Annotated in this window: 21 protein-coding genes, 1 tRNA gene and 1 pseudogene; 11 read left to right on the forward strand and 12 right to left on the reverse strand. The window is 69.1% G+C overall.

All coding sequences use genetic code 11. The features are described from left to right. Positions 1–67 precede the first annotated feature (67 nt). Both AB0C78_RS41850 and AB0C78_RS41855 read left to right on the forward strand, forming a co-directional pair. Positions 68–144: transfer RNA gene (locus AB0C78_RS41850), tRNA-Arg, on the forward strand. Between the two features lie 244 nt (positions 145–388). Then, positions 389–661: pseudogene (locus AB0C78_RS41855) on the forward strand (long-chain fatty acid--CoA ligase); the annotation flags it as partial. A 480-nt stretch (positions 662–1,141) separates the two neighbouring features. Here the strand turns inward: AB0C78_RS41855 and AB0C78_RS41860 are convergent. After that, entirely contained in the window at positions 1,142–1,600 is a 459-nt protein-coding gene (locus AB0C78_RS41860) for an Lrp/AsnC family transcriptional regulator (RefSeq protein ID WP_360759283.1), read from the reverse strand. A gap of 93 nt (positions 1,601–1,693) precedes the next feature. Here AB0C78_RS41860 and AB0C78_RS41865 point away from each other — a divergent pair, with 93 nt between their 5' ends. After that, positions 1,694–2,533 (forward strand): TIGR03619 family F420-dependent LLM class oxidoreductase, encoded by an 840-nt coding sequence (locus tag AB0C78_RS41865; RefSeq protein ID WP_360759286.1) that lies wholly within the window; start codon positions 1,694–1,696, stop codon positions 2,531–2,533. Further along, on the forward strand, positions 2,530–2,955 hold the full coding sequence (locus tag AB0C78_RS41870) for a nucleoside deaminase (RefSeq protein WP_360759289.1): 426 nt from the start codon (positions 2,530–2,532) through the stop codon (positions 2,953–2,955). The genes AB0C78_RS41865 and AB0C78_RS41870 overlap by 4 nt, the downstream gene beginning before the upstream one ends. 459 nt (positions 2,956–3,414) lie before the next feature. Here the strand turns inward: AB0C78_RS41870 and AB0C78_RS41875 are convergent, their stop codons facing one another. Beyond that, a complete protein-coding gene (locus AB0C78_RS41875; RefSeq protein ID WP_360759292.1) occupies positions 3,415–3,813 on the reverse strand; it encodes a VOC family protein in 399 nt (132 codons plus the stop codon). A 70-nt stretch (positions 3,814–3,883) separates the two neighbouring features. Continuing rightward, positions 3,884–5,080, reverse strand: a complete 1,197-nt coding sequence (locus AB0C78_RS41880) for an MFS transporter (RefSeq protein WP_360759295.1) — start codon at positions 5,078–5,080, stop codon at positions 3,884–3,886. Between the two features lie 100 nt (positions 5,081–5,180). Here AB0C78_RS41880 and AB0C78_RS41885 point away from each other — a divergent pair, with 100 nt between their 5' ends. After that, the gene (locus AB0C78_RS41885; protein ID WP_360759298.1) at positions 5,181–5,798 is read left to right on the forward strand and encodes a TetR/AcrR family transcriptional regulator; all 618 of its coding nucleotides are present in this window, start codon (positions 5,181–5,183) and stop codon (positions 5,796–5,798) included. A 138-nt stretch (positions 5,799–5,936) separates the two neighbouring features. Here the strand turns inward: AB0C78_RS41885 and AB0C78_RS41890 are convergent, their stop codons facing one another. From AB0C78_RS41890 to AB0C78_RS41915, 6 genes are all read right to left on the reverse strand, one after another. Then, on the reverse strand, positions 5,937–6,428 hold the full coding sequence (locus tag AB0C78_RS41890; protein WP_360759301.1) for a hypothetical protein: 492 nt from the start codon (positions 6,426–6,428) through the stop codon (positions 5,937–5,939). A 499-nt stretch (positions 6,429–6,927) separates the two neighbouring features. Continuing rightward, positions 6,928–7,281, reverse strand: a complete 354-nt coding sequence (locus AB0C78_RS41895; RefSeq protein WP_360759304.1) for an ATP-binding cassette domain-containing protein — start codon at positions 7,279–7,281, stop codon at positions 6,928–6,930. Positions 7,282–7,348: 67 nt separating this feature from the next. Further along, positions 7,349–7,786: a GNAT family protein gene (locus tag AB0C78_RS41900; RefSeq protein WP_360759340.1), complete on the reverse strand. Its 438-nt coding sequence runs from the start codon at positions 7,784–7,786 to the stop codon at positions 7,349–7,351. After that, positions 7,690–7,899, reverse strand: coding sequence for a hypothetical protein (locus tag AB0C78_RS41905; RefSeq protein WP_360759307.1), 210 nt, complete (start codon positions 7,897–7,899; stop codon positions 7,690–7,692). Before AB0C78_RS41905 ends, AB0C78_RS41900 begins: the two co-directional genes overlap by 97 nt. Continuing rightward, on the reverse strand, positions 7,896–8,090 hold the full coding sequence (locus tag AB0C78_RS41910; protein WP_360759310.1) for a hypothetical protein: 195 nt from the start codon (positions 8,088–8,090) through the stop codon (positions 7,896–7,898). Before AB0C78_RS41910 ends, AB0C78_RS41905 begins: the two co-directional genes overlap by 4 nt. Then, positions 8,087–8,359, reverse strand: a complete 273-nt coding sequence (locus AB0C78_RS41915) for a DUF4307 domain-containing protein (protein WP_360759313.1) — start codon at positions 8,357–8,359, stop codon at positions 8,087–8,089. Before AB0C78_RS41915 ends, AB0C78_RS41910 begins: the two co-directional genes overlap by 4 nt. A 1,270-nt stretch (positions 8,360–9,629) precedes the next feature. On the opposite strand from AB0C78_RS41915, the gene AB0C78_RS41920 reads away from it, so the two are divergent. Beyond that, on the forward strand, positions 9,630–9,950 hold the full coding sequence (locus AB0C78_RS41920) for a hypothetical protein (RefSeq protein ID WP_360759316.1): 321 nt from the start codon (positions 9,630–9,632) through the stop codon (positions 9,948–9,950). A 115-nt stretch (positions 9,951–10,065) separates the two neighbouring features. Here AB0C78_RS41920 and AB0C78_RS41925 read toward each other — a convergent pair whose 3' ends face one another. Then, on the reverse strand, positions 10,066–10,194 hold the full coding sequence (locus tag AB0C78_RS41925; protein ID WP_360759319.1) for a hypothetical protein: 129 nt from the start codon (positions 10,192–10,194) through the stop codon (positions 10,066–10,068). Positions 10,195–10,403: 209 nt separating this feature from the next. On the opposite strand from AB0C78_RS41925, the gene AB0C78_RS41930 reads away from it, so the two are divergent. Continuing rightward, on the forward strand, positions 10,404–11,414 hold the full coding sequence (locus tag AB0C78_RS41930; protein ID WP_360759322.1) for a phosphodiester glycosidase family protein: 1,011 nt from the start codon (positions 10,404–10,406) through the stop codon (positions 11,412–11,414). A 131-nt stretch (positions 11,415–11,545) separates the two neighbouring features. Here AB0C78_RS41930 and AB0C78_RS41935 read toward each other — a convergent pair whose 3' ends face one another. Further along, a complete protein-coding gene (locus AB0C78_RS41935) occupies positions 11,546–12,325 on the reverse strand; it encodes a hypothetical protein (protein ID WP_360759325.1) in 780 nt (259 codons plus the stop codon). A 493-nt stretch (positions 12,326–12,818) separates the two neighbouring features. On the opposite strand from AB0C78_RS41935, the gene AB0C78_RS41940 reads away from it, so the two are divergent. Further along, the gene (locus tag AB0C78_RS41940; RefSeq protein WP_360759328.1) at positions 12,819–13,268 is read left to right on the forward strand and encodes an NUDIX hydrolase; all 450 of its coding nucleotides are present in this window, start codon (positions 12,819–12,821) and stop codon (positions 13,266–13,268) included. Positions 13,269–13,454: 186 nt separating this feature from the next. On the opposite strand, the gene AB0C78_RS41945 is transcribed toward AB0C78_RS41940, so the two are convergent. Then, on the reverse strand, positions 13,455–14,810 hold the full coding sequence (locus AB0C78_RS41945; RefSeq protein WP_360759331.1) for a cytochrome P450: 1,356 nt from the start codon (positions 14,808–14,810) through the stop codon (positions 13,455–13,457). A gap of 322 nt (positions 14,811–15,132) precedes the next feature. Here AB0C78_RS41945 and AB0C78_RS41950 point away from each other — a divergent pair, with 322 nt between their 5' ends. From AB0C78_RS41950 to AB0C78_RS41960, 3 genes are all read left to right on the forward strand, one after another. Continuing rightward, entirely contained in the window at positions 15,133–15,711 is a 579-nt protein-coding gene (locus AB0C78_RS41950; protein WP_225991437.1) for a TetR/AcrR family transcriptional regulator, read from the forward strand. Further along, positions 15,711–15,914, forward strand: coding sequence for a hypothetical protein (locus AB0C78_RS41955; protein WP_360759334.1), 204 nt, complete (start codon positions 15,711–15,713; stop codon positions 15,912–15,914). Before AB0C78_RS41950 ends, AB0C78_RS41955 begins: the two co-directional genes overlap by 1 nt. Before the next feature lie 68 nt (positions 15,915–15,982). Continuing rightward, on the forward strand, positions 15,983–16,816 hold the full coding sequence (locus AB0C78_RS41960) for a TauD/TfdA family dioxygenase (protein ID WP_360759337.1): 834 nt from the start codon (positions 15,983–15,985) through the stop codon (positions 16,814–16,816). Positions 16,817–16,958: the final 142 nt, after the last annotated feature.

Here is a 16,958-nt window from a genome sequence, read left to right on the forward strand (position 1 = left end):
GTTATGGATGTGGAGCCGGAGGACGCTCAGCCTTACACTGTGTCCCGGCGTCCCGCCGGGCCGCCGAGCGCCCGTAGCTCAGCTGGATAGAGCATCGGTCTTCTAAACCGACGGTCGCGGGTTCGAATCCTGCCGGGCGCGCCACCCCTGACCAGCACACACGCACTCACCGGTCAGTCCGGGGCTGCGACGCATGTGCCCGTGCCCCGGGCCAAGCGCGCTCGGCGGGTACCGCTGAAGAGTGGTTTGCGGGCCGGCGTTCGGGTGGCGCCGATTCACTCCCGGCGTCCTGGCCATCAAGGGCCCCTCGGTCTTCCCCGGCTGCCTGCGCCCCGGCCCCGACGGCCCCGTCCGCGACCCGACCGGAAAGATCTTCGACGGATGGCTGATGACCGGCGATCTCGGTCGCGTCGACACCGACGGCTACGTCAACCTCACCGGCCGAGCCAAGGACCTCATCATCCGCGGCGGCCACAACATCGACCCCCGCCCCATCGAGGAGTCGCTGCTGACGCACAGCGACGTGCGCGCCGCAGCGGTGATCGGCGCACCCGACCCCCACGCCGGTGAGGTCCCCGTCGCCTACCTCGTACTGGAGCCCGGCGCTACGGCCGCCACCGCCCAGCTGCACCAGTGGGCCCGCGAGGACGCTCCCGAACCCGCAGCGGCGCCCTGCTCGGTCCACGTGGTCGACACCCTGCCCACCACCCAGGTCGGCAAGATTACAAACCAGAACTGGTCCTGGACTCCATCCGACGAATCGTCCACCACGAACCCAGTCACGTCGAAGCCCCTCCGTCCCCCGTCGGTGAAACGAAGCCGCTGTCGTTCCAGGTGCTGCCGCAACAAGACGTTCACGGTTCTGACGAGCCCCGAGGGCTGTCATCTCACTGGCGGTGTGTTTGTCGAGGGTGACCTGGGGTTCACCCGCCTCCGACATACCCGATGTCGAAATGACATCTACCGAGGTCGACCACTTCACCGGCCAGCGCCCGAGTCGCTCCGCTGCGGCTCGGGTTGCGGGTGGGCGCCATTGGTCATCGTCGTGCTCCTGGCTTCACGCCCCGGCTCAAGCTCAGCCGCGGTCCGGGCGAGGTTGACCGCTCGGCGGTCGATGTCCGGGACGGAGACCCGGCGGATTTCACGGTTTGACCGGATGGGCCGGCAGGCCGCGATAAGGGAGCGGCTCGCTGTAGACGAGGTTGGTGGTGGTGGTGCCGAGTTCCAGCAGCTCGTCCACGACCTTCTCGAGATGCCCCATGGAGGTCGCGGCGATCTTCAGCACGTAGCAGTCTTCGCCGGTGGTCCGCAGGCATTCGAGGATCTCCTCGCGCTCCTGGAGGAGGTGGTGCAGCGGGGTGTGCCGGTTGCCTGGATACTTCAGGCGCACGACGGCCAACACCGGCAGCCCGGCCTTGGCCATGTCGACGCGGGCGTGGTAGCCGGTGATGACGCCCGCCGACTCCATCCGCCTGACCCGCTCGGTGGTGGCCGAGGCGCTGAGGCTGACCCGCTTTCCCAGCTCGGTGAGGGGGATGCGGCCGTCGCGCTGCAACTCGGTGAGGATCGCCCAGTCGGTCTCATCAAGATTCTCGGTCACAAGGCCAAAATACCGTCAGATCCACGGCCGGAACGCGGCTACGCCGGGCTGACTCCCTTCAGGCAGGCCCGATCGGCTGGATAGCCTGACCTCGTGAAACTTGGAGTCAACGTCCCGAACTTCGGGCCCGGCACTGATCCGGAGAGGCTGCGCGGCTGGGCTCAGACCGTTGAGGGGCTCGGCTTCGACCTGCTGATGGTCTCCGACCACGTCGCGGTCACGCCCGATGTCGCCGAGCAGTACCCGGCCCCCTTCTACGAACCCTTCACCACGCTGTCGTGGCTCGCGGGCGTCACTCACCGGGTACGGCTGGGGACGACGGTGTTGGTCGCTCCCTACCGGCATCCGCTGCTGGTCGCCCGCATGGCCGCCAACCTCGACCGGCTCAGCGGCGGACGGCTGGTCCTCGGCGTGGGCGTCGGCTGGGCACGGCAGGAGTTCGAAGCGCTCGGCGTCCCCTTCGAAGACCGCGGCAGGCTCACCGACGAGCACCTCCGCGTCCTCAGGTCCGCCTGGAACGACGCCGACGACTACCGGAGCGGCCAGATCCCCATCTGGGTGGGCGGCAGCAGCGACGCCGCGCTCCGCCGCGCCGTGCTCCTCGGGGACGCGTGGCACCCGCTCCGCTTCACCATGCCCTGGCTCGACGAGGCGGTGGAGCGGCTCAGGACGATCGCCGCAGCCGAAGGCCGCCCGACTCCGCCCCTGGCTCCCCGCATCGTGCTGCGCCTCACCGCCGAACCCCTCGCCGAACGCCGCGCGGGCGAAGGGACGATCGACCAGGTGATGGCCGACCTGGAGCACCTGCGCATGCTGGGCGCCGAGAGCGTCCTGCTCGACCCTTACCTCGGCGACCCCGATGAGACCCGCCGCCCCGAAGCCGCGTGGCAGGCCCTCGCCACCGTGGCCGCCCACCACAAGGAGCACCCATGACACCCGACGAAGAACGCCTGCTGCGCAGGGCCATCGACCTCGCCGCCACGTCCCGCGCCGCCGGCCACGCCCCCTACGGATCGCTGCTGGCAGGTCCTGATGGCGCCATCCTCATCGAGGAGCACAACACGGTGCGCGCCGACCGGGACATCAGCGCCCACCCCGAGATGAAGCTGGCCCGCTGGGCGGCCCGCGAGCTCGATCCGGCCACCGCCGCCACCACCACGATGTTCACCAGCTGCCAACCCTGCGGCATGTGCACCGGCGCCATCGACCGCTCGGGCCTGGGCCGGGTCGTTTACGCCCTCTCCGCCGAGCAGCACGCCGAACTCAACCCGAAGGGCGGCTTTCCCCACGTCCCCCAGGATGGGCCCGCCCTCTTCAATGAGGCCCGAATCCCGATCGACGGCTACTACACCTGACACAGCCCTGCATGGTGTGCCAGTGGAATGGACGCAGGGCGACAGGCAGGCCTTCGATCCGAGCCGCACATTCAACTCATTCCCTGCCGCATCTGCATGAGCCCGAGGATCTGGTGAGCTGTTTTCGGCCGGTCCCAAGACACCAATTGACGGGTGCCAACTCCCAGCCACGTTCGCTCGTTATTTGCTCGTATGTCGCCAACACCCACCGACCTGCGCGGCCAGCCCACATCATCACCCCGTTCAGGAAGTGTCCTTTCTGAACGCGCCCCGCCGCGCCCGGTTCAGCTACACACGGATCCACCCGCACGTGCTCGCGGCAGCATCCTCACCGTGGGGCGTGCGAACAGAGCCTGGGCCCCTGGCTAGCCGCCGCCGGCAACGAGACCGCCCACCTGCCCGACCTGCACCCAAGGCCGCGCTCCGGCCACACCGGGGTGGGTCGCCTGGCCTGGCATTTCACGCTGGTTTGTGGCAGACGACCTCGAGCATGACGTCGTCCGGTCCCAGCCAGAAGGTCGCGAAATAGTTCGGACCGTACTGGGGGAAGGCCTGCGGGCCCTCCAATACCGTCGCACCACGCTGTACCGCCCAGTCATGGGCGGCGTGGACTTCGGCACGTGTCTTGACCATGAAGGCCAGGTGCTGAAGTCCTGGGCGGTGACGGGAGTAGCCGCCCGGCTCGACAGCCGGATAGAAGAAGAGATACGTCCCGATCTTGCCCTGTGCAGGAGCGAAGGCGAACTCGTCATCCCGGTCATGGACAAGCTCGAAACCAAGCCGGGGCAGCAGGGCGCCGTAGTAAGCCCGCGCATCCGCCAGGTCGGAAACGTTCACACCAAGGTGTCCGAGCGGCATGGGCTGATCATAGGGAGCCGCCGCGCCGCAGCGTTCCCCGGATCTGCCCGACCGTCATCTGGTGTCGCGGTTACCGCAGGTGGGCGTTGCCTCGTGCGGTCCACACCGCCAGTGCCGAGACCAGAGCGGCGGCGCCGCCGATCCACAGCACGCCCGGCAGGCCCAGCGAGTCGAGGATGACGCCGCCGACCAGCGCGCCCAGGCCGATCGACAGGTTGAACACCGCGACCCACAGCGCGGAGGCCGCCTCGACCGCGCGCGGCGCGGCCTTGATCATCCAGGTCTGCAGTCCGACCGACACCCCGCCGTAGGCCAGGCCCCACACGATCAGCAGCGCGATGCCGCCGACCGTGCCCCGGCCCAGCAGCAGGAACAGCGGCATCGCGACGGCCAGGGTCAGGGTGATCACCTGCACGGTGCGGTGCGTCCGGCGGGCCAGTGCCGCGCCGGCGGCGAAGTTGCCGGCCATGCCCGCGACGCCGAACCCGAACAGCAGCGGCCCGACCAGCCGCGCGTCGATCCCGGACAGTCGCTGCAGGGCCGGGCTGACGAAGGTGTAGGCCACGAAATGACCGGTCACCAGGAGGAAGGTGGCCAGGATGCCGACCCGGACGCCGGGGTCGCGCAGCTGCCGGGCCAGCAGGCGCGGGCTCATCACCTGGGACGCGGCCAGCGGCGGCAGCACGGTCAGCAGTGCGGCCAGCGCGACCAGCGCCAGCGCGCTGAGCGTCGTGAACGCGATCCGCCACCCGGTCAGCCCGCCGATCACCGTGCCGATCGGCACGCCGAACACGTTCGCCGCGCCGACCCCGCCGAAGATGATCGCGGTGGCGCGCGGCACGTGCGTCTGGTTCACCAGCCGGACGGCCAGCCCGCCGGCGACCGCCCAGAACCCGCCGATCGCGACCCCGACCAGCACCCGGGACGACACCAGTACGGCGAAGTCCGGTGCTAGTGCGGACGCCAGGTTGGCGAGCGTCATCAATCCCATCAGGCCGAGGAGCAGCAGCCGCCGGTCCAGCCGGCCGACCAGTGCCGGGACCACCGGGGCGGCGATCGCCGCGACGAGGCTGGGCACGGTCACCATCAGTCCGGCGGTGCCTTCGGACACCCGCAGCGCGGAGCCCACGTCGGTGAGCAGTCCGATGGGCAGTTGTTCGGCGGTGACCAGCAAGAACGTGCCCAGCGCCACGGCGGCCACGGCCGCCCAGCGGCTTGGTTCCGGCTCCTGCCGGACGTCCCGGGCAGTCTGCTCGGTGGTCGTCACGTCTACCTCCATACGCCATTCATTTGAGAGCGATCGCTCCCATACGGTGTCGGACCCTAATATGGGAGCGATCGCTCCACAAGTCGGTTAGGGTGGGCGCATGGCACGACCTCGGCAGTTCGACGAGCGGGAGGCGGTCGCCCAGGCGACCGGCCTGTTCTGGCGTCGCGGCTACAACGCCACCTCGGTCCGCGACCTGGGCGCCGAACTCCACCTCACGCCCAGCAGCCTCTACCGGACGTTCGAGGACAAGCACACGCTGTTCCTGCGCGCCCTCGACCACTACCGCGCCACCGAGTCCGCCCAGGCCAGGGAACGGCTGGCGACCGCCGGCCGGCCGGTCCGCGACGCGCTACGGGACTGGCTGCTGTGGCTGGTGGGCTGCACCGCCGACGCCGAACCCGGCCCAGGCTGCCTGGTGGTGAACACCGCCACCGAACTGGGCACCACGGACACCGAGGTCAGCGCGCGGACCGAGGCGGCCTTCGAGGTCACCCGGTCGGCACTGCGGGCACTGCTGGATCAGGGACGCCGCGACGGCGAACTGCCCACCGACCTCGACCTCGACGCCGCCGTGGAACTGCTGTTCACCACGGTGCTCGGACTGCGGGTCCGGGAACGCGCCGGACATGATCCGCAGCGGCTGGCCACCGCGATCGACTTCGCCATCCGCGCCCTGGGCCCCGCGCCGGCGGAGCCGGTCCGTCCAGCACGTTGAGCGTGTCCGAAGTCCCGGCTTCTCGCGGCTCGGGCTCGTCCGGGCTGGCCGGGGCTGCCACGGTGAGCGCTTCGCAGCGGGTTCGACGCTGAACGCGGTGGTGTTCGCGTGCGAGGTGGCAGCCCCTAGGTCGCGTCGTCAGTGCGGGCGGGGGCGGGCGGTGAGCAGGAAGGTGGCGGCGACGGCCGTCCCGAACAGTACTTGGACGACCAGGAGCGGCCCGAGCACGGCGGGGCGGCCCGCCAGCGCCGCCAGGAGAGACGCGCAGCCGAGTAAGGCCAGGTCCGCGCCGGTCAGCGCCCAGATGACCGGACCCGTGTGGGCGTCCTCGATGATCCAGGTCAGCGCGCCCGGATCCATGACGACCGCCGCGGTCGCCACGTTGCCGGTCCGTGCCGACGCCTCCAGGATGCGGTGCGCGGGGATGCGTTCGAGCGCCGTCCACGCCCGCCGGGCCAGCGCGGCCGCCGCGACGGCGCACGCGCTCGCGGCGGCGGTCGTCACCGCCGGCGACGGCGTCGCAACACCGTGGACCGCCCCGAGCACCGCGAGGACTACCACGACGACGATCGCCGCCACCAGCCACCCGTCCCAGGCGGAGGACGCCTGCGCCAGGACGGCGGCCGCCATCCCCCGGCGGACGCCAACGTTCCCAGCACCACCGCGGCGAGCAGCCGGAGCGCCGGTTTTCCTGGGACGCCGGTCGCCGACGGCAGGCCTAGCGCGACCACCAGCCCGGCGAGCACCGACACCACTCCGAGGACCATGACCGTCCTGCGCAGCACACGGCGACGCGGCAACGGCGACAGCACCAGCCACGCCGCGTCCGCCGCGGACGTGGCGACCAGGCCGAACGCCCGTGCCAGCGCGAGGTATCCCGCATACGCCAGCGCGACCAGCGCGATGCCGGCGCCCGCCGGGGCGCCTCGACCTGCCGAGGGACGCTCGCCAGCGCCGCGGCCCCGGCAGGGGCGAGCAGCAGCAGTGCCATTGCCGCACCGAGTACCGTGTACCGGTCCGACCAGGTCTTCACGCCGCCTCCAGCATCATCGGACGGGCGCCGGTGGCCTCGACGAGCGGAAGGTCGTGGGTGGTCATCACGACCCTGCCGCCGTCCGCCGCGATCCGGTCACGGCCGCCGCGAGGAGCTCCCGGAACGCCGGGTCCAGGCCGCATCGACCCGCATCCGCGCGCCGCCGTGCATCGCCGGCATCATCTCCAGATGCTCGCGGACGGTCAGCCCCGAATACCGGACCGGCTCGTCGGCGGCGCACGCGACGTCGCGCCAGAACCACGCCGCGTCCACCGGCCGCCGCCCGAACACCCGGATGTCGCCGGACACCCCGGCTTGCAGCCCCGCCAGGCAGCGCAGCAACGTCGACTTGTCCGACCCGTTCTCCCCGAGCACGGCCACGACGTCGCCCTGGTCCACGCGGAGGCCGACCCCGACCAGGACCGGCCCGCCGCCCAGGTCGAGCCGCACGTCGGCGGCCTCGATGACCGGTTCGCCCGTCCGCCGCGCGTGCCGTTTCGGCCTCGTGCGCCCACGGTCATTCCGAGGACCGTCGCGGGTCCGTGCGCCAGTCCTCGGCGAGCAGGCCGAGGACGGTCTGGTCGGCGAACGCGCCGTAGGCCCAGGCCGCCTGCCGGAGGGTTCCCTCCACCGCGAATCCGACCGACTCCGCGGCCGCCAGCATCGCGGTGTTGTCGGCGAGCGTCTCCATCTGGAGCCGGTGCAGGCCGCACACGACGAAGCCGTAATGGCATAGGACCCGCACCACGTCGGTGCCCAGCCCGCGGCCCCGGAACGCCGGACGCAGCGCCAGGCCCAGGTGAGCCGAACGGTTGTGGGCGTCGATCCCCCACAGCAGCGCCTCCCCGCCAGTTCCCCCTACTCCGACTCCACCACCGAGAAGAACGCCACATCGTCGGCGGGACCGGACACCGCGTACGGCGACGCGGTGGACCCGGGCGGAACCGGCCGCCAGGGCCGGGAGTCGGCGCGCGAGCGGACCGGCACATCGTCGTACAGATCGGCCTGCAGTACCGGAACGTCCTCGTCGTGCCGGGCCCGCAGCCCGACCAGGTCACCTTTGATCACGCGATCCTCCCGGTGCTCATCGACGAATTCCAAGGGTGCCGCTGCACCGCCTCGTGCGTGGGTTCGCAGTGGTTGAGGGAACGGCAGGAGCGGATGCGGGCGCCGGTGGCGCGGTGCGGCGTCGGCAGCGTCTCGGTCCGGCGCAGGCTCATCGTCCCCGCGGGGACGATGACCGGGTGCTGGTGGATCACGGCGAACCCGGTGTCGAAGCATCCACCACGCAGCGGACGGTTTCACCCTTGAGCTTGGCCACCGCGCAGGTGATCTGGACGACGGTGTCGCCGTGCACCTGCCACGCAACGGTCTCCGACTGGATCCCCGGCCGGGACGCGTAGTTCGCGGGGAACAGCGCCCACAGCACCGCGAGCGGAAGGACCAGCGCCGCGACGATGACGGAGCCAGCTGGTCCGGGACCTCGCCGGCGCCGTCCGCGCGGTGCCGGTGCGGTGCTCGCGGGCATGAGCACAGTTCTCGTCCGATGGCGGTGACCGTTGGTGATCATTGTCCGGGTGGTCCCCCGGCCTGCCGCATCGGGTGGCGTTCCAGCTTTCCGTGCCCGCATCGGCGAACGCGCCCAGCGGGCGCCGCCAGAAACGCAGGATGTCCTCGACGCCGAGCTCGGTCCAAGTGCCGCCGACCAGCCCCTGGTCGAAACGGCCGCCCTCCCGGACGGGCACCGGGGAGTCGAGTGAGATGACCGCCCAGCCGCCGGGCCGCAGCACGCGGGCGAACGATGCCAGCGCCAGCCGGTCATAAGCGTCACGGGTACGGCGGGTTAACTGCCTGGGGTTTGATGAAACCCGTGTTGCAACCCAATTCGCTGCCCGAGCACGACTTGCCCGCTTCCAGCGAACCCCAAGGATCTGCGCGACCGCGGCCTCGAGGTTGCAGTAATGGATCTTGCCGAACGGTTCACCAGCACCTCGAACGCGTGGACATGCCTCGAAGAACGCCTCCTGCTCACCGGGCATGAACACCCTTCACCACACTGATATGCGGGTCGCAGGAACGCCTCCGTGGGTTACTGTTCCGCCATGCAGCTCGCCATAGCTCTCGCTGCCTTGGCCCTAAGCATTGCGTCGCTGATCTGGCAGGTCTGGACCTGGCAACGGTCCCGCCATCGAGTAGTGATCACAAGGACCGGCGACCACGTCACGGTGCGAAACCTGGGCCGCTCCGCGGTCAACGTGGATTCCGTGCAGTTCATTGACGCAGATCACATCGCATGGCCGGAGACCAACATACGAGGTCATAAACAGTTCGTGGTCCGACCGTACCTCTTCGAGCGAGGCCCGCAACTACCGCATCGCCTTGAACCTCAAAGCTCTGCTACGTGGCAGCTTGGAGTCTACAACCCATATGTCAGCACTTCCGACGACCCTATTGACGTTCCACCGGATCTGGAGCTCCCAAAGAAGCAGCGAAAGCGACTAGAGGCTCGAGCCAGTGGCTGGCCCCATCACTGGGAATGCATCGCGACATTGGCCACCGGCGAGAGGTTCCATGTGAAGAGTCAATAGACGATCACCCCGATCGGACATGCCCCGCATCACATGCGAGATACACGTGATGTACAGGGTCCACCATCGGCCGAAACAACACGAATTGCCACAACATCTTCGATAGGCACGTCGAGCGGCCTCGAAGAGTTCGGCTTAGCGTCGCCTAAACTCGTTCTGAGGAGGACCCACCGGCTATGCCAGGCGTCCCACGGATCAGACTTCAGGTCGATGCGCGACAGGCCGGCGCCTGAGAATGATGGCGGCATGACACGGCGCAGACGAGATGGAAGCCCCTTCCTGCGGCTGGCTGGGTGGCCGTTGACGACCAGTCTCTTGTGCGCGCTCGGGTGGTGGCTGCTTGGTGAGGTGCAGGAGAAGCCGCCGCCCAACTGCGACTTTGGTTGCGTCATGGCGAAGGTCGGATGGCAGGACTATCTGAGCCTCTTGCTGTTCGGCGGAGGACTCCTCGCCTTCGGAGTGTTCGTCCTGGTCTGCCTGTACTTCTGGGTGAGCACAGTCATCAGCGACCTGCAGGATCTATGGCGGTAGGCAAAAGTCCTCGGGCTGTGGGGGCATTCCGCTTCGCGGGCGAACGGGCTACGCGGCGCGCCGGGCGGGCAGCCGCCGGCGACCGCGAAGCAAGGGCCCTCAAGCGAAACTCGATTCAGAGCTGCTGGGCGGCCATCCCGCCCAGGTAGCTGATCACTTCCTCGTAGGCGGCCTTGGCGCGCACGGCCTGCTCGTCGAGATCACGGCAGGTTCGGGGCGAGCCGGTCAGCGGTCCTGGAACCACAGCCGCGTCACGAACTTCTTGGTGTGGAGCGTGTTCATGCCCGCGGGGTCGACACGGGCGGCAGTGCCTCGATCATGTCGGTCACCACGCGGATCCTGCAGAGCGAAGGGGCTCTTCATCGCCTTGACGGCGGCATGACGCAGCGGGAATGCAGCGGACGCGTTTGGCATGCGCTGAACCGGCTGTGAGCGGCACGCATCATAATTCGCATGATCCGGACCAGAGTTCTGCGACGGTGGCGGTGGCGATGGATTGCCGCGCTGGCCCTTTCTCCCGTCCTGGTCGCATCGGTGGTCGTGGGGATCGCGTACGGGAAGGGCGGCTGGTACGCCGTCAACGTCATGCTGCGCCGCGGCGCCAATGTTTGGGGCGACGTCAGCCCGGATGACTCCCGGCTGTCCCCGGGGATCCGATTGTCGCTGGCAGGGCGGCGCACGCCTGACACACCCGAGCCGGTGCGCTGGCACCAGGTCGCCACCGGGCTGGAAGTCGCCGAGTTGCCCGTCCGGGTGGGCGGGCAACCCGTGGACGCCCTGCTGCTCAGCCGGATCGACCCGGCCCACTACCGGTTCCGTGTGCTCAATCGCCCGGCAGGCGACCGGGACGTCGGTGACTGGATGGCGGCCACCGGGGCATCGCTGGTCGTCAACGGCAGCTACTACAGCCGTCACGGACACCCGGATACCCCGGTCGTCAGCGATGGCCACCGACTCGGTCCCGCTTCCTACCAGGCCACGCACGGGGCGTTCGTGGCCGACGGGTCGGGTGGCCCGGGCAGCGCCCGGCTGGTCGACCTGGCCGGTCTCGACTGGCGGCGGGCCATCGACGGCACAAGCCAGGCGATGGTCTCCTACCCGATGCTGCTGGGAGCCGACGGTCACGGCCGGGCCGAAGGCACCGACGAGCGATGGCTGGCCAACCGCAGTTTCCTCGGGCAGGACGGTGCCGGACGGATCATCGTCGGAACCACCCGCGATGCCTACTTCTCCCTGCCCTCGCTCGCCGCGTTCCTGCCGCGGGCCGGGCTCGACCTGCGCCTGGCCCTGAATTTGGACGGCGGGCCGGTCGCCTGCCAGAAGGTGTCGGCCGGCGGCTACCGGCGGGACTTCTGCGGGCGGTACGAACTGGCCGTACACGGCGGCCGGCTTCAGTTGCTGTGGCCCCTGGTCGACTTCCGGCGTTCGGCCCTGCCGATGGCACTGGTGGCCGTCCCCCGCTGAACCGCCCCTAACCGACGGTCGCGGGTTGGAGCCACGGCGCGCTCACCCTGATGGAGTGGATGGCATTCCTGGGAGGAGTTGGCTGAAGCCGACCGCGCGTGCGGCCGCGCTAGGCGCCGTGGTCTCGGCGGTCATGGGGCGGTGTAGAGGCAATACGCGGTGGCGCGGGCGACGATCCGGTTGGTCGTCTGCTCCTTCACCTCGGCTCTTACGTCATAGGACAGGTAGTAGTGCGGCGAGACCGTTTGGGTGTAGGCCGTGTTGACCCAGCTTCCGTTGTCCGCGGCCGTGAAGTTCTGCTGAGCGGCCAGGTAGGCCGAGGTGGTCCACCGGAGACTATCTGCGGTGTCCTGGGAGACGGGAGTGTTGTAGTACTCCACCTTGAGCTGCTGTCCTGGAGTGAAGTTCTGGCCCTCTAGGCGCGCGGCGAATGTGTTGGTGCTGGGATCGCACGTCAGTGTCAGATGGGTTCTGGTGTCGTAGGTACAGGTGCCGTCCCTGTAGCCGGTGTACTGCTGGGTGCCGTCGGCGGTGCGGAAGGTGACCCGGACGGTTTCGGTGAAGAAGCTATAGGCGGCGGGGTTCCAGGCCTTGGTGTAGCCGTTGACGTTGACCGTCCAGTCGGATCCGATCGTCGTCGGGACGCTGGCGAGCCGCTTGCCAAGGTCCGGGTCCTGAGCCGATGTGCCCCCGGTGGTGACCGAGGAGCCGGCCACAACGGTGAAGTCCACGATGACCGGGGTGCCTTTGACCATCGTCAAAGCTGCGCCGGACAGCCGGGCGGAGATCGTGCCGGTGGCCTCGTCGCAGGTGAGGGTGGCCGTCAGCGGCGTCGCGGCGCTGGCGGAGCCCACGGGGGCCAGCAGGGCCGCTAAGGCCACGAGCAGGACGGCGAGGATACGAGCGCGCACGTGCCCTCCTAAGAATGAATGGCGTGCCAAAAAGATCATCAAGCAGCATGGGGAGATTGCTCGCACTCTGGCCGATATCGGACGGCGCTGTGCCGCCCTCTGGTCGCTGCGCCTGCCCTATCCCGTCGTGTCCGGGACTGGAAGCCGTCCGGTCGGCGGGCCGTCGGGGTGAGATCGTCGTGCTGGGTGAGATCGGCTTTGGCTCGGTCAGCGGAGTCAGGCCGGGGAGCGGTTGGCGGAAGTGCCACGTGGGCGATAAGGCGGTCTGCGCCTGTTTCGCGAACGCCTCGCAGTACGGGCACCATGGCCGTCTGGAACTGGCCGGGCGTGGCGATCTCTTCCACGTTGCCGGGCCGGTCGGCGACCGGCAGGTGTGCATTTCGGGACGTACGGGGACCAGGTCGACACGCGGGTGCCCAGGTCGTCGTCGCGACCACGAGGGCCTCGCCGTGTTCGCCGGTCACTGGGTGACCTGCGGCGGTACGGTGCGCTCATGGGTGCGCGAATCGCTGTCCGGGTCACCGCCGTGATCGTCGAGGACGGGCGGATCCTGCTGCTCGATCAGGACACCGGCACCGGCCGGTCCTGGTCGCTGCCCGGCGGGAAGGTCGAGCACGGGGAGACGCTGAGCGCCGCGCTCGTCCGTGAGGTGCGTGAGGAGACCGGGCTCGAGGTCGTGCCGGGCCGGCTGCTGTACGTGTGCGACCACCTTCCCGGCGATGACGCCCATGTCGTGCACATGACTTTCACCGCCCAGCGCGTCGGCGGCCGCGTCGGCGACGTCGAGAGCGGCGCCGACACCCGTCCGATCCGCGGTGTGGAGTTCGTGGCCATCGACAAGCTCGGCGAGCTGGGGTTCAGTGACCGGTTCGTTGAGCTGGCCCGCTTGGGCTGGCCGGGCGCCGGCTCCTACATGGGGTTCAAGTCCGCCATCGGTTTGTGAGGTCCCTGGGCGGCGCCGTGGCGTGCGGCGAATGCGGCGGCGGCGATCGTAGCGAGCGCCGAGTCCCCGCCTGCACAACGCCGGGGCTGCGTTCGCGCTCGTCGCGGCATGCCAGCACAGACACCGAAACCATCACGTGGCCGCTGGCTGCCCTTGGCGCGAGAGGGGAGGCTGATATCCGCACGGTCAGAGGCGGGCCTTCGCTTTGCGTTTGGTGACGGGTTCGGCGAGGCGTTGTTCGTCGCAGGCGCGTTGGAGGGTTTCGAGGGTTTCGTCGAGTCCTGGGCCGAGTCTGGGGCCGGGGGTGAAGGTGGCCGGGAGGTTGCGCATGCCGTTGATGATGCCGATCGTCTCGTAGTGCACCGCGCCTTCGGGGTGGCAGACGAAGTCGGGCATGCGGTCGAGGACCTGCGTGAGCATTCGCTTGAAGACGGTGCGGGCGACGTTGGAGCCGATGCAGCGGTGGATGCCGAGGCCGAAGCTGGCGTGCCGGTTGCCTGTGCGTGCCAGGTGGATCGTGTGCGGGTCGGGGAACGCGGCCGGGTCGCGGTTCGCCATGGCCCACGACAGCCACAGGCGCTCTCCTTCTTTGAAGCGAGTGCCGGCGACCTCGCAGTCGGCGGAGATGGTGCGTCCGTCCCCGGGAGCGGGGGTGTAGAAGCGGAGGAACTCTTCGGTCGCCGAGTCCAGCAGGGTGCCGCGTTCGTCGCTGAGGCGCTGCCGTTCGGCAGGGTTCTCCGACAGCCATTCCAGGGCGTGGGCGGTCAGGGCGGTGGTGGTGTCGAAGCCGCCGCCGATGAGGAGGGTGAGGACGCCGACGAGTTCGTGGTCGGGCGGGTTCTTGCCGTTGATGTCGGCGTTGATGAGCGCGTCGACCAGCCCGGGACGTGGGTTCTTGCGGATTTCCACGAGGGTGGCCACCAGGTCCTGGTGCATCTCGATGAGCATTTCCAAGACGCGGTGCATCGCGGGTGAGTCCGGTGGGGTGTAGATGGACGCGTGCGCCGGCTCGTTGTACAGCGCCCATTTCTTGAGCGGGATCCCCATCATGGCGAGGGTGAACACGGCGGGGACCACGTTGGCCAGGTCCTCGACGAAGTCGATGCGGCCGTCCTCGATCTTCTCGTCGAGGCAGGCGCGGACGACCTCGTCGATCAGCGGGATCCAGCGCTGGACGGCCGCCGGGGACAGGTAGGGATTGAGGGCCTGCCGGTAATGGCGCTGCTCGGGCGGGTCCATCTCCAGGAACCCGCCCTGGGACGCGAACTCGGACGTGGGAATGGTGATCCCTTTGTAGCCGCGCCGCTCGTTCCGGACGTCGTGGTCGTTGGACAGGTACTCGACCGAACGGGCGGCCAGCTCGAACACTTCGCGGTTGCCGGCCGCCACCCAATGCCCGCCGTAGGTGTCCGACCAGGCGATGGGGCAGCGGCCGTGCATCTCCCGGGTGATCGCCTCGAACCTGTGCCGGTACTCGGGCGCGTGCCGGTCGAACCTGTACCGGTTCTTCCTGCGGTCGTCGTCAGGGATCTCCGTGCTCATGTCGATCGCCTCCTCGGTGCCGATCGCAGGCCGGGTCAGCGCGCACCGTCCTGTACAGACGTACAGCCTGAGGGCTTGATTTTCACATGAGAGGCTGATTCTCTCAAGTGAGACCCTGACTCTAGGAGTCTCCCGATGCGCTGCCGGTGATCTGGGACCCGCAACTGTGCGCCGACGAGGTACGCCACGTCGCCGAAGAGGGGTGCCATTCGCTGACCTTCAGCTGGCGCCTCGCTCGTCCGCTCAGCGGATGTGACCTGCCGGTCTGCAAGAATGTCGGTGCAGCGTGAGAGCGAGGTCGTGCATGGCATCCCCCCGGCGCGTGGGCACCGAGACATCCAAGACGCGGGATCTCATCCTCAACTGCGTCGAGCGGTTGATGCTGGAGGCGGGCTACGCCGGCGTCACCTATCGCGCCATCGCCGCCAAGGCCGGCGTCACTCCCGGGCTGGTCCAGTACTACTTCCCGACCCAGGACGAGGTGTTCGTCGCGGCCATCCGGCGGCGATCGCAGCAGAACCTGGAGAAGCTGGCCGAGGCCCTGCGCGCCCGGCCCGACCAGCCATTGCACGTCCTGTGGGAGTACAGCCGGGACGAGTCCGCGGCGGCGCTCACCACCGAGTTCCTCGCGCTGGGCAACCACCGCAAGTCGATCCGCGCGGAGATCACCGAGTGGACCGAGCGGGTGCGGCGGCTCCAGATCGACGCGCTCGACGAGGCGATCCGCAAGCGGCCCGTCACCCTCGGACCTCTGTCACAAGGGACGTTGCTGTTCCTGGTGACCGGGATCCCGAAGCTGATCCGGCTGGAGGAGGGCGTCGGCATCGCGTCCGCGCACGCCGAAGTGGTCAAGGAGTTCCAGGAGTTCCTCGACTCGGTGGAGCCGGTCACCCCTGGTTGATGATCGCGAGCCTGCTCGCCATGCCCCAGATCGCGCGGCACGGACTGGCCCCTGAGTCCATCGCGATGGCCAACGGCTCGGGCCGGCTCGAGGAACCGGACGAGATCGGTTATGGCGCGCTGTTCTTCGCCTCTGACGCCTCCGGCTTCTGCTCCGGTCAGACCCTCTACATCCACGGAGGTCCGGGCCCGGCCGGCATTTGACGAGAAGCTCGCTCTCTTGAAGTGGCCGAAGCATTCTTATACGGTCGTACAGCTACCTTGGAGGTGCGATGACCGCTGCGTTCACCCCGCTCAGCCCGTTCGGCATGGAGATCACCGGCGCGTCCGGCGACCAGCTGGTGCATCAGGAAGCCGCCGACCGATGCCAGGAACTCCTCACCGAGCACGGGGTGGTGATCTACCGCGAGCTCGACATCGGCGACGACGACCTCGTCGCGTTCACCCGCCTGCTCGGCGAACCGGAAATCGCCAAGACCAGCGAGCACCGCCACCCCGAGATCGACACGATCACCCTCGACCCCGCCAAGACCAACGCGACCCTCGCGGGCTACCGGCGCGGGAACTTCCACTGGCACATCGACGGCGCCACCATCCAGATCCCGCAGAAGGCCACGCTGCTCACCGCCCGCGAGGTCGACCCGGCCGGCGGCGACACCGAATTCGCCAGCACCTTCCTCGCCTACCAGGCCCTGCCCGAGGCGGAGAAGGCACGCCTCGACAGACTCACCGTCGTGCACAGCTTCGCCGCCGCACAACTGCGCGCCAACCCCGACCCTTCCGACAAAGAACGCGCCGCCTGGGACCGGGTGCCCTCCCGCACCCACCCGCTGGTCTGGACGCGCAGCAACGGACGCAAGTCCCTGCTCGTCGGCGCCACCGCAGGCCAGGTGGTGGAACTTCCCGGCGAGGAAGGCCGGGCGCTGCTGGAACGGCTGCTGGACTGGGCCACCCAGCCACGGTTCGTCCTACGCCATCAGTGGCGGCGCGGTGACCTGGTCATCTGGGACAACACCGGGATGCTGCACCGCGCCCTGCCCTTCGAGCCCACCTCACGGCGGCTGATGCACCGCACCACCCTCGTCGGCGAAGAGGCGGTCGCCTGATGACCGACGACCTGGAGACCCTGCGGCGCGACGTGCAATACCTCAAAGACCGCGCCGAGATCCTCGACTGCATCGCCCGCCACGCACGCGGCTGCGACCGCCACGACGACGACCTCATCACCAGCGCCTACCACCCCGACGC

The sequence above is a fragment of the Actinomadura sp. NPDC048394 genome (assembly GCF_040651755.1).
GTDB lineage: Bacteria > Actinomycetota > Actinomycetes > Streptosporangiales > Streptosporangiaceae > Spirillospora > Spirillospora montaniterrae.